The organism is Streptomyces sp. ATLC9, from assembly GCF_057196705.1.
The window spans coordinates 1-19,362 of the sequence record NZ_JBXUOY010000006.1; the positions used below are offsets into that span (position 1 = coordinate 1).

The 19,362-nt window shown below is 72.9% G+C and carries 20 protein-coding genes and 1 pseudogene; 11 read left to right on the forward strand and 10 right to left on the reverse strand.

Translation table 11 applies throughout. The annotated features are described in order from the left end of the window. Nucleotides 1-62: 62 nt before the first annotated feature. From AC2CJA_RS01285 to AC2CJA_RS01295, 3 genes are all read right to left on the reverse strand, one after another. Nucleotides 63-329: an SGM_3592 family protein gene (locus AC2CJA_RS01285; protein WP_241714769.1), complete on the reverse strand. Its 267-nt coding sequence runs from the start codon at nt 327-329 to the stop codon at nt 63-65. A 66-nt stretch (nt 330-395) separates the two neighbouring features. Then, complete coding sequence (locus tag AC2CJA_RS01290) at nt 396-752, reverse strand: glycosyl hydrolase family 95 catalytic domain-containing protein (RefSeq protein ID WP_484600759.1); 357 nt, start codon at nt 750-752, stop codon at nt 396-398. Between the two features lie 62 nt (nt 753-814). Further along, nucleotides 815-1,261: an ATP-binding protein gene (locus AC2CJA_RS01295; protein ID WP_484600760.1), complete on the reverse strand. Its 447-nt coding sequence runs from the start codon at nt 1,259-1,261 to the stop codon at nt 815-817. 171 nt (nt 1,262-1,432) lie between these two features. Here AC2CJA_RS01295 and AC2CJA_RS01300 point away from each other — a divergent pair, with 171 nt between their 5' ends. The 6 genes and pseudogenes from AC2CJA_RS01300 (at nt 1,433) to AC2CJA_RS01325 (ending at nt 5,177) form a co-directional block, all read left to right on the forward strand. Then, a complete protein-coding gene (locus AC2CJA_RS01300) occupies nt 1,433-2,299 on the forward strand; it encodes a helix-turn-helix domain-containing protein (RefSeq protein WP_484600761.1) in 867 nt (288 codons plus the stop codon). A gap of 8 nt (nt 2,300-2,307) precedes the next feature. Continuing rightward, nucleotides 2,308-2,619: a DUF397 domain-containing protein gene (locus AC2CJA_RS01305; protein ID WP_484600762.1), complete on the forward strand. Its 312-nt coding sequence runs from the start codon at nt 2,308-2,310 to the stop codon at nt 2,617-2,619. 34 nt (nt 2,620-2,653) lie between these two features. Further along, complete coding sequence (locus AC2CJA_RS01310) at nt 2,654-3,493, forward strand: SAM-dependent methyltransferase (RefSeq protein ID WP_484600763.1); 840 nt, start codon at nt 2,654-2,656, stop codon at nt 3,491-3,493. An 8-nt stretch (nt 3,494-3,501) separates the two neighbouring features. Next, nucleotides 3,502-3,732: pseudogene (locus tag AC2CJA_RS01315) on the forward strand (DUF6745 domain-containing protein); the annotation flags it as partial. Between the two features lie 269 nt (nt 3,733-4,001). Then, entirely contained in the window at nt 4,002-4,808 is an 807-nt protein-coding gene (locus tag AC2CJA_RS01320; RefSeq protein WP_484600764.1) for an SGNH/GDSL hydrolase family protein, read from the forward strand. 183 nt (nt 4,809-4,991) lie between these two features. Continuing rightward, nucleotides 4,992-5,177, forward strand: coding sequence for a hypothetical protein (locus tag AC2CJA_RS01325; protein ID WP_484600765.1), 186 nt, complete (start codon nt 4,992-4,994; stop codon nt 5,175-5,177). Nucleotides 5,178-5,208: 31 nt separating this feature from the next. Here AC2CJA_RS01325 and AC2CJA_RS01330 read toward each other — a convergent pair whose 3' ends face one another. Both AC2CJA_RS01330 and AC2CJA_RS01335 read right to left on the reverse strand, forming a co-directional pair. Continuing rightward, nucleotides 5,209-6,048, reverse strand: a complete 840-nt coding sequence (locus AC2CJA_RS01330; protein WP_484600766.1) for a hypothetical protein — start codon at nt 6,046-6,048, stop codon at nt 5,209-5,211. Between the two features lie 119 nt (nt 6,049-6,167). After that, nucleotides 6,168-6,767, reverse strand: a complete 600-nt coding sequence (locus AC2CJA_RS01335) for a class I SAM-dependent methyltransferase (RefSeq protein WP_484600809.1) — start codon at nt 6,765-6,767, stop codon at nt 6,168-6,170. Nucleotides 6,768-6,938: 171 nt separating this feature from the next. Between AC2CJA_RS01335 and AC2CJA_RS01340 the strand changes: the two genes are divergently transcribed. Further along, nucleotides 6,939-7,331 carry a roadblock/LC7 domain-containing protein gene (locus AC2CJA_RS01340; protein WP_241714783.1) on the forward strand — a complete coding sequence of 131 codons (393 nt, stop codon included), beginning with the start codon at nt 6,939-6,941 and terminating at the stop codon, nt 7,329-7,331. A 169-nt stretch (nt 7,332-7,500) separates the two neighbouring features. Next, nucleotides 7,501-8,424, forward strand: coding sequence for a DUF6397 family protein (locus AC2CJA_RS01345; protein ID WP_484600767.1), 924 nt, complete (start codon nt 7,501-7,503; stop codon nt 8,422-8,424). On the opposite strand, the gene AC2CJA_RS01350 is transcribed toward AC2CJA_RS01345, so the two are convergent. Further along, a complete protein-coding gene (locus AC2CJA_RS01350; RefSeq protein WP_484600768.1) occupies nt 8,402-10,915 on the reverse strand; it encodes a DEAD/DEAH box helicase in 2,514 nt (837 codons plus the stop codon). The genes AC2CJA_RS01345 and AC2CJA_RS01350 overlap by 23 nt on opposite strands. A 127-nt stretch (nt 10,916-11,042) precedes the next feature. Between AC2CJA_RS01350 and AC2CJA_RS01355 the strand changes: the two genes are divergently transcribed. Continuing rightward, entirely contained in the window at nt 11,043-11,837 is a 795-nt protein-coding gene (locus AC2CJA_RS01355; RefSeq protein WP_484600769.1) for a metal-dependent hydrolase, read from the forward strand. Nucleotides 11,838-11,913: 76 nt separating this feature from the next. Here AC2CJA_RS01355 and AC2CJA_RS01360 read toward each other — a convergent pair whose 3' ends face one another. Together AC2CJA_RS01360 and AC2CJA_RS01365 are read right to left on the reverse strand one after the other, a co-directional pair. Further along, complete coding sequence (locus AC2CJA_RS01360; protein ID WP_484600770.1) at nt 11,914-13,695, reverse strand: ABC transporter ATP-binding protein; 1,782 nt, start codon at nt 13,693-13,695, stop codon at nt 11,914-11,916. After that, on the reverse strand, nt 13,692-15,545 hold the full coding sequence (locus tag AC2CJA_RS01365; protein WP_484600771.1) for an ABC transporter transmembrane domain-containing protein: 1,854 nt from the start codon (nt 15,543-15,545) through the stop codon (nt 13,692-13,694). The genes AC2CJA_RS01360 and AC2CJA_RS01365 overlap by 4 nt, the downstream gene beginning before the upstream one ends. 253 nt (nt 15,546-15,798) lie before the next feature. On the opposite strand from AC2CJA_RS01365, the gene AC2CJA_RS01370 reads away from it, so the two are divergent. Next, complete coding sequence (locus AC2CJA_RS01370) at nt 15,799-17,670, forward strand: ABC transporter ATP-binding protein (RefSeq protein ID WP_484600772.1); 1,872 nt, start codon at nt 15,799-15,801, stop codon at nt 17,668-17,670. A gap of 111 nt (nt 17,671-17,781) precedes the next feature. Here the strand turns inward: AC2CJA_RS01370 and AC2CJA_RS01375 are convergent, their stop codons facing one another. Together AC2CJA_RS01375 and AC2CJA_RS01380 are read right to left on the reverse strand one after the other, a co-directional pair. After that, nucleotides 17,782-18,135 (reverse strand): NUDIX hydrolase, encoded by a 354-nt coding sequence (locus AC2CJA_RS01375; RefSeq protein WP_484600810.1) that lies wholly within the window; start codon nt 18,133-18,135, stop codon nt 17,782-17,784. 86 nt (nt 18,136-18,221) lie between these two features. Next, nucleotides 18,222-18,614: a VOC family protein gene (locus AC2CJA_RS01380; RefSeq protein ID WP_484600773.1), complete on the reverse strand. Its 393-nt coding sequence runs from the start codon at nt 18,612-18,614 to the stop codon at nt 18,222-18,224. A gap of 49 nt (nt 18,615-18,663) precedes the next feature. On the opposite strand from AC2CJA_RS01380, the gene AC2CJA_RS01385 reads away from it, so the two are divergent. Continuing rightward, nucleotides 18,664-19,329 (forward strand): ThuA domain-containing protein, encoded by a 666-nt coding sequence (locus tag AC2CJA_RS01385; RefSeq protein WP_484600774.1) that lies wholly within the window; start codon nt 18,664-18,666, stop codon nt 19,327-19,329. The last annotated feature ends 33 nt before the right edge of the window (nt 19,330-19,362 follow it).

Here is a 19,362-nt window from a genome sequence, read left to right on the forward strand (position 1 = left end):
GGCGCGGGTGGCGGTCCGCGCCCCCGCACGGACCGCTGCCGTCAGGGGCGCGGCCGACGGCGTCAGTCGTCCTTGCGGCGGCGGCGCCACCGGCGCCCCTTGCGGCGGCCCCTGCTCCAGAACCACCCCGCCGGGGGCTCGTCCGCCCGCCACGGCTGCGGCTCGGGCGGATTGTCCCGCCAGCGGGCCCGCAGCATGCGTGTACGCGCGGCCGGCTCGCTCACCTCGGCACCGCGTATGAAGTCCTCGTCGAGCACGACGTCGTCCCAGACGCCTCTTCCGGCGTCCTCGCCGTCGCCCTCTCCCCGTCGTGCGTGTCCAGTGCCCACAGCGCACCTCCTGGTCACGGAGAACGAACGGCGGCCCCCGTCGAGTTCCCGCCGCACGGGCGCTTCTCAGACCGGGGAGAGCCGGTGGACGTGCCCGGGCGCCGTCTCGAACTCCACGACTCCGGCCTCCGGCCGTACGGTCTCCGCCGGCCGCCCCTCGCAGGACACCGCGACCTCACCGGCCGTGCGCACCCGCGCCCGGCGCCCGGCGCGGGAGAGCAGCTCGGGGGTGCCGCGCCGGGTGATCCGGCCGCCCGGGTGCGACGCGTACAGATGCGAGACGTGCCGGTGGCCGCGCCCGGGCGCGATCGCGTCCCAGCCCTCGCGCCACTCCTGGAGCTGCCCCGGCTCCCCGATCCGCGGCACCTCCAGCCGTACGCGGTCGAACAGCGCGGCATGGTCGCGAACATGACGGGCCCGCACGGTGGCACCGTGTTCGAGACGGGACCGCCCGGCCTCCCCCGCCGGGGCCGGGCGGTCCCGCGTCACGGGGCGGAGGGGCCGAAGCCCAGTTCCGCCCAGACCGTGTGGCCCCCGCCGCCGTCGGCGCACGGCCGTACCCCCCAGGCCTCGGCCAGAGCGCTGACCAGCAGCAGTCCGCGCCCGTTCTCCCCCTCCGCGCCACCGGTCTCCGGGCAGACCCCCGCCGCGCGCCCGGCGGGGCCGCACCCCTGGTCGGTGACCGCCAGCCGGAGCCGTGCGCCCGTGACGCGCAGTTCGCAGTCGACCCTCTCGCTGTCGGTGTGACGCACGGCGTTGGTGAAGAGCTCGGAGACGACCAGTTGCGCGTCGTCACGGATCACCGTCCCGATGCCCCAGCCCGTCAGCCGGGCGAGGACCCGCCTGCGGGCCTCGGCCACGGAGGCGCCGATGGCCGGGAGGTGGAACGCGTCGCACAGGGCCCGCTCCACGGACCCTCCGGTGCGCTCCAACGGGCGAACATCGGAAAAGTAAGCCACGCCCTCAGTGTGGCGGGTGTGGACAACATCTGGCAAGGATCAATCTGTTGTTTGCAGAAGCGTGCATGCCACCCTGTCGGGAGGATCCGGCGGCATGACAAACTGCCGCTACTGACAAGAGAGTTGGAGTGCGGGAGGGGTGCGGTGGCTGACACCAGGGCGGGCGGCGCCCCCACGGTTCTGCGGGTGGTGCTCGGCAGACGGCTGGGTGACCTGCGCAGGCGGGCGGGGCTGACCTACGAGCGGGCCGCCGAAGCGCTCGACGTCACACACGCCACGATCCGCCGGATGGAACGGGCCGAGGTCGGCCTGAAGATCCCCTACGTCGAGAAGCTGCTGCGCACCTACGGCGTCACCGAGCAGTCGGAGATCGACAGCTTCCTGTCCCTCGCCCGTGAGGCCAACCGGCCCGGCTGGTGGCACCGCTACCGCGACGTACTGCCCGACTGGTTCAGTGCCTTCGTCAGCCTGGAGAGCGAGTCCCACGTCATCCGCGCCTACGAGCCGCACTACGTGCCCGGGCTCCTCCAGACCGAGGAGTACGCCCGCGCCGTGCTGCGCGCGGGGATGCCGCACGCCGCCGAGGAGGAGATCGAGCGCGGCACCGCACTGCGACTGGAACGCCAGCGGCTGCTCACTCGCGACGAACCGCCACTGCTGTGGGTGGTGATGGACGAGACCGTGCTGCGCAGGCCCATCGGCGGGACCGAGGTCATGCGCGGGCAGATCTCCTGTCTGATCGAGGCGTGTTCGATGCCGACGGTGCGCCTGCAGGTCATGCCCTTCTCCGCAGGGCCGCATCCGGCCATGTACGGTCCCTTCCACATCTTCCGGTTCCCCATCCCGGAACTGCCCGACGTCGCCTACAGCGAGAGCCTGGTGGGCGCCGTCTACTTCGACCAGCGCGACGACGTCTCGGCGTTCCAGGAGGCGCTGGACCGGATGTGCGCACAGGCGGTGCCGGTACGACGGACCGAGGCCGTCCTGGACGGCCTGCGCAAGGAGCTGTGAGCCACCCCATGAGCGAACGCGTCTACAACGGCATGCCCTCCCGGCAGCTGGGGAGCGAGGGCTGGCACAAGCCGTGGAGCGGCGGCAACGGGGGGAGTTGTGTGGAGGCCATGCGGCTCGCGGACGGAAGGGTGGCGCTGCGCCAGTCCACCGATCCCGACGGGCCCGCTCTGATATACGCCCACCACGAGATGGCGCGGTTCATCCAGGGCGTCAAGGCGGGGGAGGCCGACTTCCTGCTCGCCCCGGAGTCGCCGCGTCCCGCACATCTCGCACACCCGGCACCGAAACCCGCGCATACCGCGCAGAGCACGTGTTGAGGATCGACGAAACCATGACGAGGACGGCGACGGCATGACCGACCAGACCCACCTGATCCACCGGGCGGACGAGGGCTTCACGCCCGAACAGATCGACACCAGCAGGCCGCACCCGGCTCGTATGTACGACTACTACCTGGGCGGAAGCGACAACTACGAGGTGGACCGCGAGGCCGCCGAACGTCTGATGAACATGGCCCCGGACGTACGGGTGAGCGCCCGCGCCAACCGGGACTTCCTCGGCCGCGCGGTGCGGACGGCGGTGGGAGAACTGGGCATCCGCCAGATCATCGACATCGGCACCGGCATCCCCACCTCGCCCAACACCCACGAGCTCGCCCGGGCCGAGGCCCCTGACACCCGCGTGGTGTACGTCGACAACGACCCCATCGTCTCCGTCCACGCCGGCGCCAAGCTCACCGGCGCGGGCAACGCGGAGTTCGTCCTGGCCGACGCCCGCAGGCCCGAGGCCGTCATCGAGCACCCGGCCGTCCGGGAACTGATCGACTTCGACCGGCCGGTGGCCCTGCTCCTCGTCGCCGTCCTGCACTTCGTCGGTGACGGGGAGGACCCCGCCGCGCTGGTGGCCGCGCTCGGCGAGGCGCTGCCGTCCGGGAGCTGCCTCGTCCTCACCCACGGCACCTCCGATTTCCACGAGAGGAAGCGCGTGGAGGAGGGCACCGATGTCTACCGGAACGCCACGGCCCAGGTCAGCCTGCGCGGCCACGCCGAGATCCTGTCGTTCTTCGACGGCTGGGACCTCATCGACCCCGGGCTGGTGCAGCTCCCGCTGTGGCGGCCGGACGGGCCGGTGCCCGAGTCCGGCGAGCTGCGCCGCGTCGCGCTCTACGGCGGGGTCGGCGTCAAGCGCTGAACCGGCCGGCCGGCGCCCGGCCGGTCCACCGGGACTCCACCGGCGTGCTGTGGCGGATCGACCTCGAGGGCGGCGAGCCCGTGCTGACGGTCGAGGTCGTCAACTCCACTCCCGGGCCGGACGGTACGTACCGCACGTACTGGCTGAGGGTGCCGCCGTTCACACGGACCGCCCGCGAGGGCGTCACCTGGACGTTCGGCCCGCGCCCCGACGTGTACGAGCCGGAGGTGCGGACCTGACGGCCCGCACCCGGCGAGGGGCGGGAGCCGGCCGGCGCCCGGTTGGGCCGGGGCGGGAGGGGCGAAGGAGCCGGCGGGCCGGGATCCTGAGGGCCCTGGGGAGCGCACCTGATCGTTTGTCAGGAAAAGGACTGTTACCTGCGGCGGCGCGGGACGGTTGTTCAACCGGGCGCAGGAACAGTTTTGGCATGAGCACTTCCTGAAAACGCTCTGCGCTGCTACCACGTAGTAGGCGCACCTCACCCCTCCCTCCACACCCAGGAGACTCCATGAAGTTGTCCCGTCTCGTGTCCGCGGCGGCCACCCTCGCCGCCCTCGTCGGACTCGGACTCGGCGGCGCGGGCGTGGCCTCCGCCCAGGAAGCCGCGGCCACCTCCTACGTCGCGCTCGGCGACTCCTACTCCTCCGGAGTCGGCGCCGGCAGCTACGACAGTTCCAGCGGCTCCTGCAAGCGCAGCACCAAGGCGTACCCGGTGCTGTGGAAGAACGCGAACGCACCCGCCTCCTTCCACTTCACCGCCTGCTCCGGCGCCAAGACCACCGACGTCATCAACAACCAGCTCGGCCCCCTGACGTCGGGCACGACCCTGGTGAGCATCTCCATCGGCGGCAACGACGCGGGCTTCGCCGCCGCCATGACCACCTGCGTGCTGCAGGGCACCAACGCGTGCGTGGCGCGGGTCAACGAGGCGCGCAACTACATCTCCGGCACACTCCCCGGGAAGCTCGACGCGGTCTACGGCGCCATCCGCGGCAAGGCGCCCAACGCCCGGGTCGTCGTCCTCAACTATCCCCGCTTCTACAAGCTCAACGGCAGCTGCTGGGTGGGACTCAGCGAGACCTCGCGCGCGGCCATCAACGACGCGGCCGACCACCTGAGCGACACCATCGCCAAGCGCGTCGCCGACCACGGTTTCACCTTCGGCGACGTCCGCGGCAGGTTCACCGGCCATGAGATCTGCTCCGGCGACCCGTGGCTGCACAGCGTCGACTGGTTCAACATCACCAACTCGTACCACCCCACGGCCGCCGGCCAGTCCGGGGGCTACTACCCCGTGATGGAGAGCCTGGCCTGACGCGGCCGGCCGAGGCCCGGCCGGAGCGATGGCCGGTGGGGGCCCACCGTATCCGGGGGGCCCCACCCGGCCCCTCCCCTTATCCGGCCCGGCACGGGGCGGGGCGGGGCGGAACCAGGCTGCCCGTACGTACGTTCTCCGAAGTGAGCGGCGATCGCACCGCCGCCCGAGGAGGCGTGGAAGATGACCAACCGTGGGAAGATCGCAGTCGGCGGCGTGGCGGTGGGGTTGCTGCTGTGGGCGGTGACCGGCAGCTTCCTGCTGGCGCTGGCGGTCGTGGTCGGCGTGCCGGCGATCGCCTACCTGGCGCTCGACCCCTCGCAGCGGCGCAGGGTGCGGCGGGCGGGCCGCAAGGAGCTCGGACGCTGACCCCGCGCATGCCGGGCGGGACGGCCCGGATTCAGGCCGTCGCGTCCGGTCGTACCGCCAGTTCGTCCAGAGCCCCGAGCAGCCCCGGCAGCTCCGGACCGCGGCCCACCGGAAGCACCTCGCCGGGCTCGTCGTCCAGCAGGACGAACGCGATGTCGTCGGTCCGCGCCACCAGGCTCCAGCCGGGCCCGTCCGCCCGCAGGGTCCGGGCCTCCTCGGTGGCGAAGGCGGAACGGATCCGGCCGGGCGGCGGCGGGGAGTGCACGTAGCCGCGGGCCTCTTCCAGAACGCGGCGGACCCTGCCGTCTGGGTTCTCGCCCGGCGGGACGAACGTCACGTCCGCATCGACCCGGGCGCGCCAGTCCGCCCACCGCAGCGCGATCTCGTCCGCGCCCAGCCGCCGCTGCGCCGGGCCCCAGCGCGAGGTGTCCGGCGGGGACAGCGGTGCCGGCCCGCCGTCCGGTTCCGGACCGGGCTCCGGGTCGTGGGGGGCGGGGACGCCGGGCGCGGCCACCGCCAGTGCCAGCGGCCAGCCCGGCAGTACGGCGGCGATCGTCCGCTCGTCCGGGGACAGGTCGTACTCCATGCCGCAGTCCCAGGCGGCGATCGCGCACGCCACCAGGGACACGTCCTCCGTGACGACGGTCCAGCGCGCGCCCTGCCCGTCCTGACCGAGGACGAGGCCATGGCCCTCCGCGTACGGCTCCAGCCCCAGGGCGGCGCACGCCTCGGGGTAGTCGTCGCCGAGGACACTCGGGAACTGCGCGGGGGTGAGCAGCGCCGCGGTCAGCACGTACAGCGCGTCGTCGCTCCCGCCGTGCGCCTCCTGTGCCTCTGCCACGCCGGCCTCCTCTCCGGAACCTCCGGACATCGTCCGCGCACCCTAGCCACGGGAGGGCGCGGCGTCGAGAGACGGAGGACACACCGGGGGCTCTCGACGCGGCCCGTGTCGCCGGGGAGCGGTGCGGCGCTCAGGTGCGCACGGGGCGCTCAGGCGCGTACGGCCAGCGCGAGGTAGCGGTGGTCCTCGTCGGCGCAGGAGGCCAGGCGCCAGCCCGCGGCCGCCAGCAGGGGGCGGAGGTTCGGCTCGGCCCGCGGGTCGTCGGGTCTGAGCGGGCGCCCGTGGCGGGCCGCGAGAGCGGCGCGTCCGACCGGGTGGAACAGCGCGAGACGGCCGCCGGGCCGGACCACCCGGGCCAGCTCCCGCAGGCCGTCGGCCGGGTCGGGCAGATGGGACACCAGGCCGGCCGCGAACACCGCGTCCAGCACTCCCTCGCGCAGTGGCAGCCGGGCGGCGTCGGCGACGGTCAGCAGTGCGCCGCGGTGCCGCCCGGCCAGGACGGCGACCTCCAGCATCGCCGGGGTGAGATCGGCGCCCAGCACCGTGCCCTGTCTGCCGACCGCCGCGCGCAGCGCGGGCAGCGCACGGCCGGTGCCGCAGCCGGCGTCCAGCACCGTGTCACCGAGGAAGAGACCCAGCTCCGCCACGGCGGCGTCATAGGCGGGGCCGTCGTCGGGGAAGCGGGCGTCCCAGCCGGCGGCCCGCCCGGTGAAGAATTCCAGCACACGCGTCCTGTCGTACTCCGTCATACGGTCTTCGTCGTCCACTGTCGATGCCTTTCCCGGTGACTGATCGCGGTACCCCTGCTTCCGGTTTCCTTCCGGTTCCGGCCGGGCGGCCGGCGGCCGAGATCGGTGGTTGCCCCGGGGCCCGTCGTGGGTAAGGCTGGCACCGCGTGACCATGAGAAGGGGGAACCGGTATGGCACTGAGCAGTGAGCTGGACTGGCTGCTGGACGACCTGACGCAGCGGATGCCTTCGGTGCGGCATGCGCTGGTGCTCTCGAACGACGGGCTGGTCACCGGAGCCGCCCAGAGCCTGGAGAGGAGCGAGGCGGAACACCTGGCCGCCGTCGCGTCCGGGCTGCACAGTCTGGCCAGGGGCACGGGAGAGCGCTTCCACGTGGGCCGGGCACGGCAGACGATGATCGAGTTCGACGAGGGGATGCTGTTCGTGACGGCCGCCGGGGACGGCAGCTGTCTGTGCGTGCTGGCCGAGGCGGATGCCGACATGGGGCAGATCGCCTACGAGACGACCCTGCTGGTGAACCGGGTCGGCGAGCATCTGGGCGTGGCCATGCGCAACGGACACTGATCGGCGGTGGGGGGGGGGCGGCGCGCGGGGGACCGGAGGCCGACCGCCCCGCGAGGTGGCGCCGACCGTCACCGGACATAGCCCCACCGGGGCTTTCTCCAGGTTTTCCACAGGCACCCCGGCGCGGCTCGACAACGGACTACCTTCATCGCACACGGTAGTCGTCGAGATGCGCAGGGGGATCATCATGCCGGTCGGGCCGGTACGGGCGGAGAAGATCGCGGAGAAGACCGGGGCACGGGAGGCGGGCGCGGCGGAGGCCGTGCCGATGGACGAGGCGCACCGGGCGCTGGGCATCAGGCCGAGGGAGCTGGAACTGGCTGTGGAACTGGGCGCGCTGGCCACGGTCGCGCCGAGGCGGGAGAGCCACCGCCGCCGGGTGCCGATGGCCGAGCTGGCCCGGGTGCGTGCGGAGGAGGGATTTCCGGCCACTCTGCGTGAGCGGTTGCGCCTGGTCGGCGCACGGGAGGGCGCCGGGCTGCTGGGCGTCACCCCGGTGCGCTTCGCACGGCTGGCCCGGGCCGGCTGCTTCGGCCCGGTGCGTTTCTCCCTCAACCGGTACCGGGCAGTGGTCTGGCTCTATCTCGCCGGTGAGCTGCGGGAGGTCGCCGAACACCAGTCGGCGCTGCTCCGCGGCGCACTGCCCGAGGGGCTGAGGCGCATCCTGGCCGAGGGTGAGGACTGGCGTCCGCGCCACTGGCGAAACCGGCGCATCGCCCAGGCGGCCGGACGGACGGACGATCCGTGGGGGGTCGCCGCCGCCCACGCCGCGGTACTGACCTCAGAGGTGCTGGAGGAGGCGGTACCGGATCCGGTCGAGCGGGCCCGGCTGGAGGAACTGCGGCCGGAGCTGACCACCGCCCGGCCGGAGTCCCTCGCTGCCAGGAGGGTCATGCGGGGACTGCTCACCGCCGACGGTGAGGAGGAGATCCTCTGGCACCGGCTGGGCCTGGCGTCGGCACTGAGCACGGCGCGGTCGGCCCGCCCTCCGAGCCGGCCCGAGGGGGAGCCCCGGCCGCCGCCCCCGCCGGCCGCGGGCCCGTCCTCACACGAGCCCGGGCCCGCGGCCGTCAGAGCTGCCCCACGTCGATGACCTTGATCACCGCGCGACCCTCCTCGTCGGATGCCGTGAGGTCGACCTCGGCGGTGATCCCCCAGTCGTGGTCGCCGCCGGGATCGGCGAACGTCTGCCGTACCCGCCACAGACCGTCCTCGGGACGCTCCTCGATCCGCAGCAGCTTCGGACCGCGGGCGTCCGGGCCGGTGCCCAGGTCGTCGTACTCCTCCCAGTACGCGTCCATGGCCTCGGCCCAGGCGTCGGCGTCCCAGCCGGCCTCGGCGTCCAGCTCGCCCAGCTCCTCGACCTTGTCCAGGGCCGCCAGCTCCACCCGCCGGAACATCGCGTTGCGCACCAGCACGCGGAAGGCGCGGGCGTTGGCGGTGACGGGCTTGACCTGGTCGGCGCGGTCCTGCGCCTCCTCGGCCGTCTCGTCCCCGGGATTGGCCAGCTGCTCCCACTCGTCCAGCAGGCTGGAGTCGACCTGGCGCACCATCTCGCCCAGCCACTCGACGATGTCCTGGAAGTCCTCGGACTTCCGGTCGTCCGGCACGGTGTGCTCCAGCGCCTTGTAGGCACTGGCCAGGTAGCGCAGCACGATGCCCTCGGTACGGGCCAGCTCGTAGTGGGAGACGAACTCCCCGAAGGTCATGGCCCGCTCGTACATGTCACGGATCACGGATTTGGGGGACAGAGGATGGTCGCCGACCCACGGGTGGCTCTTGCGGTAGACGCCGTAGGCGTGGAGGAGCAGCTCCTCCAGCGGCTTGGGATAGCCGATGTCCGCCAGCCGCTCCATCCGTTCCTCGTACTCGACGCCGTCCGCCTTCATCCGCGCGACGGCCTCGCCCCTGGCCTTGTTCTGCTGGGCGGCCAGGATCTGCCGAGGGTCGTCCAGCGTGGACTCCACCACGGAGACCATGTCCAGGGCGTACGAGGGGGACTCGGGGTCCAGCAGCTCGAACGCGGCGAGCGCGAAGGTGGACAGCGGCTGGTTGAGCGCGAAGTCCTGCTGGAGGTCCACGGTCAGCCGGATGCGGCGTCCCTCGGCGTCGGGTGCCTCCAGCCGCTCCACGACCCCGCCGTCCAGCAGGGAGCGGTAGATGGCGATCGCCCGCCGGATGTGGCGCAGCTGGCTGCGCCGGTCCTCGTGGTTGTCCTCCAGCAGCTTGCGCATCGCGGCGAAGGCGTCACCGGGCCGGGCGATGACGGACAGCAGCATCGCGTGGGTCACCCTGAAACGGGAGGTGAGCGGTTCCGGATCGGAGGCGATCAGCTTCTCGAAGGTCTGCTCGCTCCAGTTGACGAAGCCCTCCGGGGCCTTCTTCCGCACCACCTTGCGGCGCTTCTTCGGGTCGTCGCCCGCCTTGGCGAGGGCCTTCTCGTTCTCGATGACGTGCTCGGGGGCCTGCGCCACGACCAGACCCGCCGTGTCGAAGCCGGCCCGGCCTGCGCGCCCCGCGATCTGGTGGAACTCCCGTGCCCGCAGCACCCGCACCCGGTTGCCGTCGTACTTGGTCAGCGCGGTGAACAGCACCGTGCGGATGGGCACGTTGACACCCACCCCGAGGGTGTCGGTACCGCAGATCACCTTCAGCAGGCCCGCCTGGGCCAGCCGCTCCACCAGCCGTCGGTACTTCGGCAGCATCCCGGCGTGGTGCACCCCGATGCCGTGCCGGACATAGCGCGAGAGGTTCCGGCCGAACTTGGTGGTGAAACGGAAGTTGCCGATCAGCTTGGCGATCTCGTCCTTCTCGGCGCGCGAGCACATGTTGATACTCATCAGCGCCTGGGCGCGTTCCACCGCCTGGGCCTGGGTGAAGTGCACGATGTAGACCGGCGCCTGATGGGTCTCGAGCAGTTCGGTCAGCGTCTCGGTCAGACCGGTTGTGCGGTACTCGTAGCTCAGCGGCACCGGCCGGGTGGCGGAGCGCACCACCGCGGTCGGACGCCCGGTGCGCCGCGTCAGGTCCCCCTCGAACCTGCTCACGTCGCCGAGTGTCGCCGACATCAGGACGAACTGCGCCTGGGGCAGCTCCAGCAGCGGGATCTGCCAGGCCCAGCCGCGATCCGGCTCGGCGTAGAAGTGGAACTCGTCCATCACGACCTGGCCGATGTCGGCGTCCGCACCGTCGCGCAGTGCGATGGAGGCGAGGACCTCGGCGGTGCAGCAGATGACGGGCGCGTCGGCGTTGACCGAGGCGTCGCCGGTGAGCATGCCGACGTTCTCGGTGCCGAAGATCTTGCACAGGTCGAAGAACTTCTCCGACACCAGAGCCTTGATGGGGGCGGTGTAGAAGGTGACCTTGTCCTGGGCGAGCGCGGCGAAGTGCGCTCCGGCCGCGACCAGGCTCTTGCCGGACCCGGTCGGTGTGGAGAGGATGACGTTCGCCCCGGAGACCACTTCGATCAGCGCCTCCTCCTGGGCGGGATAGAGCGTGATGCCCCGTCCCTCGGCCCAGCCGGAGAAGGCTTCGTAGAGAGTGTCGGGATCTGCGGTGCTCGGCATCTGATCGATAAGGGTCACGCCCTCCATACTGCCTGCCGGGGCGCTTCCGGTGGGAACCGGCCGCCCGCACGAAGATCATCGGCACTACGCTGTGCCACCGGCGCAACGGCACGAGGGCACAGCGAGCGATGGGGTGGGGACGCACATGATGGGACCGGCGCATTCACTGTCGGGGGCGGCGGCGTGGCTGGGGGTGGGAGCGGTGGCGGACGCACTGGACCGGCCGATGCCGTGGCCGGTCCTGGTCGTCGGTGCCCTGATCTGCGCGGGCGCGGCCCTCGCGCCCGACCTGGACCACAAGTCGGCGACGATCTCCCGTGCCTTCGGCCCGTTCTCCAGATGGCTGTGCATGGTGATCGAGAAACTCTCGTGCGCGGTCTACAAGGCCACCCGCAAGTCCGGCGACCCACGCCGCGCGGGAGGCCACCGCACCCTCACCCACACCTGGCTGTGGGCGGTGGCGATGGGCGCGGGCTTCTCGGCCTTCGCGCTGTTCGGCGGGCGCTGGGCGGTGCTGGGCATCCTCTTCGTCCACATGGTGCTGGCCGTCGAGGGCCTGCTGTGGCGGGCGGCGCGGGTCTCCAGCGACGTCCTGGTGTGGCTGCTGGGGGCGACCAGCGCCTGGATCCTGGCGGACATCCTGAACAAGCCCGGAAACGGGGCGGACTGGCTGTTCACCGCACCCGGCCAGGAGTATCTGTGGCTGGGCCTGCCGATCGTACTGGGCGCCCTGGTCCACGACCTCGGCGACGCCATCACCGTCTCCGGCTGCCCGGTCCTGTGGCCGATACCCGTGGGGAGCAAGCGCTGGTACCCGCTGGGCACACCCAAGCCCATGCGGTTCAAGGCGGGCAGCTGGGTCGAGGTGCAGGTCCTGATGCCCGGTTTCATGCTGGCCGGCGGGCTGAGCGGGCTGTGGGCCGTGGGTTTCCTCGGCTGAGCCCTCCTCGGTCGGGCCGCACCCGTCAGCACGCCCCGCCCTGCTCCTCTCCGGCCGGAGAGGAGCAGGGACCGGATCAGCCGTGCCAGGACCGCCACAGCGCGGCGTAGGCGCCGCCGGCGGAGACCAGTTCGCCGTGGCTTCCCAGCTCGCTGATCCGGCCGTCCTCCACGACCACGATCACATCCGCGTCGTGCGCGGTGTGCAGCCGGTGCGCGATCGCCACCACGGTGCGCCCCCCGAGCACCCGTGCCAGGGAACGCTCCAGATGCCGGGCGGCACGCGGGTCCAGCAGGGACGTCGCCTCGTCCAGGACCAGGGTGTGCGGGTCGGCCAGCACCAGCCGGGCCAGTGCGATCTGCTGGGCCCGGGCCGGGGTGACCGCCGCCCCGCCCGAGCCGACCTCGCTGTCCAGGCCGTCGGCCAGTTCCCGGGCCCAGCCGTCGGCGTCCACCGCGGCGAGTGCGGCCCACAGCTCGGCGTCGCCGGCGTGCGCGTTCGCCAGCAGCAGGTTGTCGCGCAGCGAGCCGACGAAGACGTGGTGCTCCTGGTTGACCAGCGCCACGTGCTCGCGCACTCGTTCCGCGGGCATCCGGGCCAGCTCGGCACCGCCGAGCGTGACCTCGCCCGCCCGGGGCGCGTAGATCCCCGCCAGCAACCGGCCCAGCGTGGACTTGCCGGCACCCGAGGGACCCACCAGAGCGACCCGGGTGCCGGGCGTGATGTCCAGCGACACCCCGTGCAGTACGTCGCCGCCCGTGCCGTAGCCGAACCGCACCCGACCGGCCCGCACCGCGCGGCCGTGCGGGAGAAGAGTCCCGTCGCCGGACTCCGGCTCGATCTCCCGCACCCCGACCAGCCGGGCCAGGGACACCTGGGCGGTCTGGAGCTCGTCGTACCAGCGCAGGATCAGGCCGATCGGTTCGACCAGCATCTGCGCCAGCAGCGCGCCCGTGGTCAGCTCGCCGACCGAGATCCACCCCCGCAGCACGAAGAACCCGCCGAGCATCAGCACCGAACCCAGGACCAGCACATGGGTGCCGTTGACGACGGGGAAGAGGACGGTGCGCAACCACAGCGTGTACCTCTCCCAGGCCGTCCACTGGCCGATACGGTGCTCGGACAGGGCGATCCGGCGCGAGCCCAGCCGGTGGGCCTCCACCGTCCGCCCGGCGTCCACGGTCTCGGCCAGGGCGGCCGCGACGGCGGCGTAGCCCGCCGCCTCGGAACGGTAGGCGCCGGGCGCCCGCCGGTAGTACCAGCGGCAGCCCGCCAGCAGCACCGGCAGGGCGATCACGACGGACAGTGCCAGCGGCGGCGCGGTGGCCGTGAGCGCGCCCAGCAGCAGCGCGGCCCAGACGACGCCGATCGACAGCTGGGGCACCGCCTCGCGCATGGCGCCCGCCAGCCGGTCGATGTCGGTGGTGATCCTGGACAGCAGGTCGCCCGTACCGGCCCGCTCCAGCACACCCGGCGGCAGCCGGACCGAGCGGACCAGGAAGTCCTCGCGCAGATCCGCGAGCATCCGCTCGCCCAGCATCGCTCCGCGCAGCCGCACCTGCTGGACGAAGACCGTCTGGACGACCAGGGCGGCGGCGAACAGGACGACGGTGCGTTCCAGGCGCAGATCACGGGCCCCCGCCGCGAGATCCTCCACCACGCGCCCCAGCAGATAGGGGCCCGCCATGGAGGCGATCACCGCGACGGCGTTCACCGACACCAGTACGGCGAAGGCCCCGCGGTGGCGCCGGACCAGTTCGCCGGCGTAGGCGCGTACGGTCCCCGGCGCACCGACCGGCAGCGTCGCGGCCGACTCCGGCGCGGCGGGATCGTGGACGGGCGGTGCGACGCCGATCACGCGCTCTCCTCCATCTGCTCGTGCCGCCGCGGCATTCGGCCCCCGGCCGCGTCGGCCGCGGACCCGGCATCGCCGGCCGTGCCGGCACCGTCGTCATCGACGCCGTCCTCGCGGGCGACCACCGCGCGGTACCCCGGCTCGTCCGCCAGCAGCTCCCGGTGCGTGCCGACGGCGGCCACCTCGCGGCCGGGGACGAACACCACCCGGTCGGCCCGGTCCAGCAGCAGCGGGCTGGAGGAGAACACCACCGTGGTGCGGCCGGCGCGCAGCCGGCGCAGCGCGTCGGCGACACGCGCCTCGGTGTGCGAGTCGACGGCGCTGGTCGGCTCGTCCAGCACCAGCACCCGCGGGTCGGCGACCAGCGACCGGGCCAGTGCCAGCCGCTGGCGCTGGCCGCCCGACAGCGATCTGCCGCGCTCGGTGATCCGGGCCCGCATCGGATCGCCCTCCGGTGCGCCTCCGGCACGCACCAGTGCGGCGAGCACATCGCCGCACTGGGCCACCTCCAGCGCACGTCCGGGCGTGACCTCGCCGGACGACGGCACGTCGAGCAGTTCGCCCAGGGTGCCCGACAGCAGTACCGGGTCCTTGTCCTGGACCAGCACGGCGGCACGGGCAGTCTCCAGCGGCACCTCGTCCAGGGGGACCCCGCCCAGCAGCACCGGCGGGCCGTCCGCTTCGGACCCGGCGCCGTGCCCGCCCAGCCGCTCGGCGAGCCGCCCGGCCGCGTCGGGGTCGCCGCACACCACCGCCGTCAGGCTCCCGGCCGGGGCGAGCAGCCTGCTCACCGGGTCGTACAGGTCACCGTCCGGCATCTCCGCGCGGCCGCGCGCACCCGCGGCCTCCGTCCGCGTCCCGCGGCGCAGCGCCAGGACCCGGGCGGCCCGCTCGGCCGAAGGGCGGGAGAAGGAGTAGGCCATCGCGATCTCCTGGAAGAGCCGCAGGGGGAAGAACAGGAAGGTCACCGCGCCGTACACCGTCACCAGTTCCCCCACGGAGACCCTGCCGTCCAGCGCCAGCCGCGTGCCCAGCCAGACCACCGCGATCAGCAGCATCCCCGGCAGCACCACCTGCACGGCGTCGATCAGCGACCACATCCGCGCGGTCCGCACCGCCGCCCGCCGCACCTCCTGCGAGGCCCTGCGGTACCGGTCGAGGAACAGCTCCTCGCCCCCGATGCCGCGCAGCACCCGCAGTCCGGCCACGGTGTCGGCGGCCAGCTCGGTGGCCCGCCCCGCCTTCGCGCGCTGCGCGTCGGCCCGGCGGGTCGCCGGCGGCAGCAGCGGCAGTACGGCCGACACCAGCGCCAGCACGCCCAGTGTCACCACGACGCCCAGCAGCGGCTGGTACACCACCAGGGCCGCGCACACACCGGCCGTGGTCAGTGAAGCGGCGCCGAAGCGGGAGACCGCCTCGACGAACCAGCCGATCTTCTCGATGTCCCCGGTGGAGACCGCCACCACCTCGCCGGCCGCCACCCGCCGGGTCAGCGCGGCCCCCAGCCCGGCGGTCCGCCGGGCCAGCAGCTGCTGCACCCGGGCCGCGGCGGTGATCCAGTTGGTGACGGCGGCGCGGTGCAGCATGGTGTCGCCGACGGTGACCGCCAGACCCAGCGCCACCGTCAGGGCTCCCGCGAGGACCAGCCGGTCCCCGGAGCGCTCGGTGGCGGCCTGTACGGCCATGCCCACGGCCAGGGGGAAGGAGGCGATCGCCGCCATGTGGAGCGTCCCCCAGGCCAGCGCCTTCAGCTGGCCGCCCAGCTGCGAACGCCACAGCCAGAGCATCAGGCGGAACCCGGACCGTACGTCGGGGTCGCCGGGATCGGGATATGGAAGATCGCGAATGCGCATGGCGTCCCGGAAACGGTCTCGATGGCGGAAAAGCGGAACCGACCGTGCAAACCTTCCGTCATCCCCGGTGGAAGGGCAAAGGGTTTTTCCGTACGGAGGACGCGACGGTGCGCGGTCCGGCTCTGCGCCCGCCGGTACCCGGGCGGGTGGTGCGGAAGGGCGGCCGGAGGGAGGGCGACCGTAGGCTGGTGAACCCGGGCCGGCCCGACCGCGGGTGGGTCCGCAGGTCCCCGCCGTCTGCCGAGGGAGCGCATTGCACCGCGACGAACCCGACTGGGCCCCACCGCGCAGGAGGAAGGACGAGCCGCAGCCGCCCGCCCAGATCCGCCGTATCCTGCGTCTCTTCCGCCCCTACCGCGGGCGGCTGGCCGTGGTGGGGACGCTGGTGGGCGCCTCCTCGCTGGTGTCGGTCGCCTCACCGTTCCTGCTGCGTGAGATCCTCGACGTGGCCATCCCCGAGCAGCGCACCGGCCTGCTGTCCCTGCTCGCCCTGGGCATGATCGCCACAGCGGTGCTGACCAGTGCCTTCAACGTCCTCCAGACACTGATCAGCACCACCGTCGGCCAGCACGTCATGCACGACCTGCGCACCGGGGTCTATGCCAAGCTCCAGCGGATGCCCCTGGCGTTCTTCACCCGCACCCGCACCGGTGAGGTCCAGTCCCGCATCGCCAACGACATCGGCGGAATGCAGGCCACGGTCACCTCCACCGCGACCTCCCTGGTCTCCAACCTCACCAGCGTGGTGGCGACGATCGTGGCCATGCTGGTGCTGGACTGGCGGCTGACGCTGGTCTCCCTGCTGCTGATGCCGCTGTTCGTCTGGATAAGCCGCAGGGTGGGCCGGGAACGCAAGAAGATCGCCACCCGGCGGCAGAAGCAGATGGCGGCGATGTCGGCGATGGTGACCGAGTCGCTGTCGGTCAGCGGCATCCTGCTGGGCCGCACCATGGGCCGGGCCGACTCCCTGACCCGGTCCTTCTCCGAGGAGTCGGAGCGGCTGGCGGACCTGGAGATCCGCTCCAGCATGGCCGGACGCTGGCGGATGTCGGTCATCGGCATCATCATGGCGGCCATCCCGGCGCTGCTGTACTGGGCGGCCGGCCTGCTCCTCCACCTCGGCGGCCCGGCCTTCTCCATCGGCACCCTGGTCGCCTTCGTCACCCTCCAGCAGGGTCTGCTGCGCCCGACCGTCTCGCTGCTGAGCACCGGTGTGCAGGTGCAGACCTCGCTCGCCCTCTTCCAGCGCATCTTCGAGTACCTGGACCTGCCGGTGGACATCACCGAGCCCGCCCGGCCCGTGAGGCTGGAGCGGGCGCGCGGGGAGGTCCGCTTCGAGAACGTCGGCTTCTCCTACGACCCGGACTCGGCCACCCCCACGCTCAGCGGCATCGACCTGACCGTCCCGGCGGGCGGCAGCCTCGCCGTCGTCGGCGCCACCGGTTCCGGCAAGAGCACACTGAGCTATCTGGTGCCGAGGCTGTACGACGTGACCGGCGGCAGGGTCACCATCGACGGCGTCGACGTACGGGAGCTGGACTTCGACTCCCTGGCCCGGACCGTGGGCGTGGTGTCGCAGGAGACCTACCTCTTCCACGCCTCCGTCGCCGACAACCTCCGCTTCGCCCGCCCCGGCGCCACCGACGCCGAGATCGAGGCCGCGGCCCGCGCCGCCCAGATCCACGCCCACATCGTCTCGCTGCCCGAGGGCTACGACACTCTCGTCGGCGAGCGCGGATACCGCTTCTCCGGGGGCGAGAAGCAGCGCCTGGCCCTGGCCCGGACCATTCTGCGCGACCCGCCCGTCCTCATCCTCGACGAGGCCACCAGTGCCCTGGACACCCGAACCGAGCAGGCGGTCCAGCGGGCCGTCGACGCACTGGCCGCGGGCCGCACCACGCTGACGATCGCCCACCGCCTGTCGACCATCCGCGACGCCGACCAGATCGTCGTCCTCGACGGCGGCCGGATCTCCGAGCGCGGCACCCATGAGGAGCTCATCGCGCTCGACGGGCGTTACGCGGCCCTGCTGCGGCGCGACGCCGTCCTCCCCGAGGCGGCGGACCCCGAGTCCGCCGGGCCGGCCGGATCCGGTCCGGGAGCGGTCGAGACCGCCCCCGCCTGAACCACCGTCGGCGCGGCACCAGTACGTGCTCCCGCACCGTATCGAGCCGGAAACGGAGGAGGGACGGAGGGACACCGGGCACGGTCCGGCGCGGTTCGGCGGCGGGAGCGATCAGGACAGCCTCCCCGCGGCGCGCAGCTCGTCGAGGACCAGCTGGTCCACCGGCGGCACCAGGGCGCGGTCGGCGTACGCCAGCCAGCGGATCTCCTCGATCTCACCGGCGGCGGCGAGCGTGCCGCGGTGGTCGCCGGTGTAGCAGGCCATCCGCACCACCACCTGAGGAGTGCCGGGGTCCACCGGCGCCTCGTACGTGCCCACGTGGGCGACCGTGCCCGGCACGATCGCCACGGTCAGTTCCTCCTCGACCTCCCGCAGCAGGGTCTGCTCGTCGCTCTCCCCGGCGTGTCGTTTGCCGCCCGGAATGTAGAAGAGGTCCTTGCCGCGGGTGCGGGCGCCCAGGATCATGCCGTCGCGCAGATGTACCCACGCCACCGTGTCGATGAGTCCGTGCGCGGGGCCGGGCGCGCCAGGTATGGGATCGGCGGCGCCCGTCACAGGGTGGTCCTCCCGCCCGAGAGGTGGAGTCCCGAGGAGCGCGGGGCGAACACGCCGAACTCGTTGCCCTCCGGATCGGCCAGGACGTCCCACCCGGTCTCCTCGTCCTGCCGCCGCACCATGGTGGCGCCCAGCGCGAGGAACTCGCCGGTGTCGCCCCACACGTCGAAGCGCACCCGGTTCACCCCGGCTCCGGGGGCGGGCGCCGGGGTGAACCAGATCACCGGCCCGGCGTCCTGCGGATGGTGGATGGCCACCGCCCACTCCGGCGGCGGAGGAGGCTGGCCCATCGGCCCGCGGCGCTCGTACCCCAGCGCGGCGCACCACCAGTCGGCGAGCGCCTGGTGGTCGGCGGCGTCCACGACCAGGTCCTTGATACGTGCTGGCATGCCGACGAGCGTAGTCCGGCGCGGCGCCGGGCCGGGGGACCATGGAACCATGAGCGCTGAACGGATCCTCGTCTTCACCCGGACCACCGGCTACCGGCACGACTCCATCCCGCACGGGGTCGAGGCCTTCCGCGATCTCGGAGCCGGCCTGGGCCTCACCGTCGAGGCCACCGAGGACCCCGGAGTCCTCGCCGCCGCCCTGGACGGCTGCCGCGCGGTGGTCTTCCTCTCCACCAGTGGTGAGGCGCTGACCCCCGAAAGCCGCGAGGCGCTGCGGGAGTACGCCGCCGAGGGCGGCGCCTTCGTCGGTGTGCACGCCGCGGCCACCACCGAGTACGACTGGCCCTGGTACGGCGAACTGCTCGGCGCCCGCTTCGAGAGGCACCCCGAACTCCAGCCGGGGGTGGCGGTGGTGGAGGACCGGGACCACCCGGCCACCGCACACCTGGGCGCCGCCTGGCCGTTCACCGACGAGTGGTACGACTTCGGGGCCAGCCCGCGCGGCCGGGTGCGGGTGCTGGTCTCCGCCGACGAGTCCACCTACGAGGGCGGCGGGATGGGGAGGGACCACCCGCTGGCCTGGTGCCACGAGAACACCGGGGGCCGCTCCTTCTACACCGCCCTGGGACACGGCCCCGAGGCCTACGCCGACCCCGCCTTCCGGCGTCATCTGCTCGGCGGTCTGGCCTGGGCGGCCGGACTTCCCCTGCCCTGACGCCGCCCGGTACCGCCCTCGGACCGGGAAGGC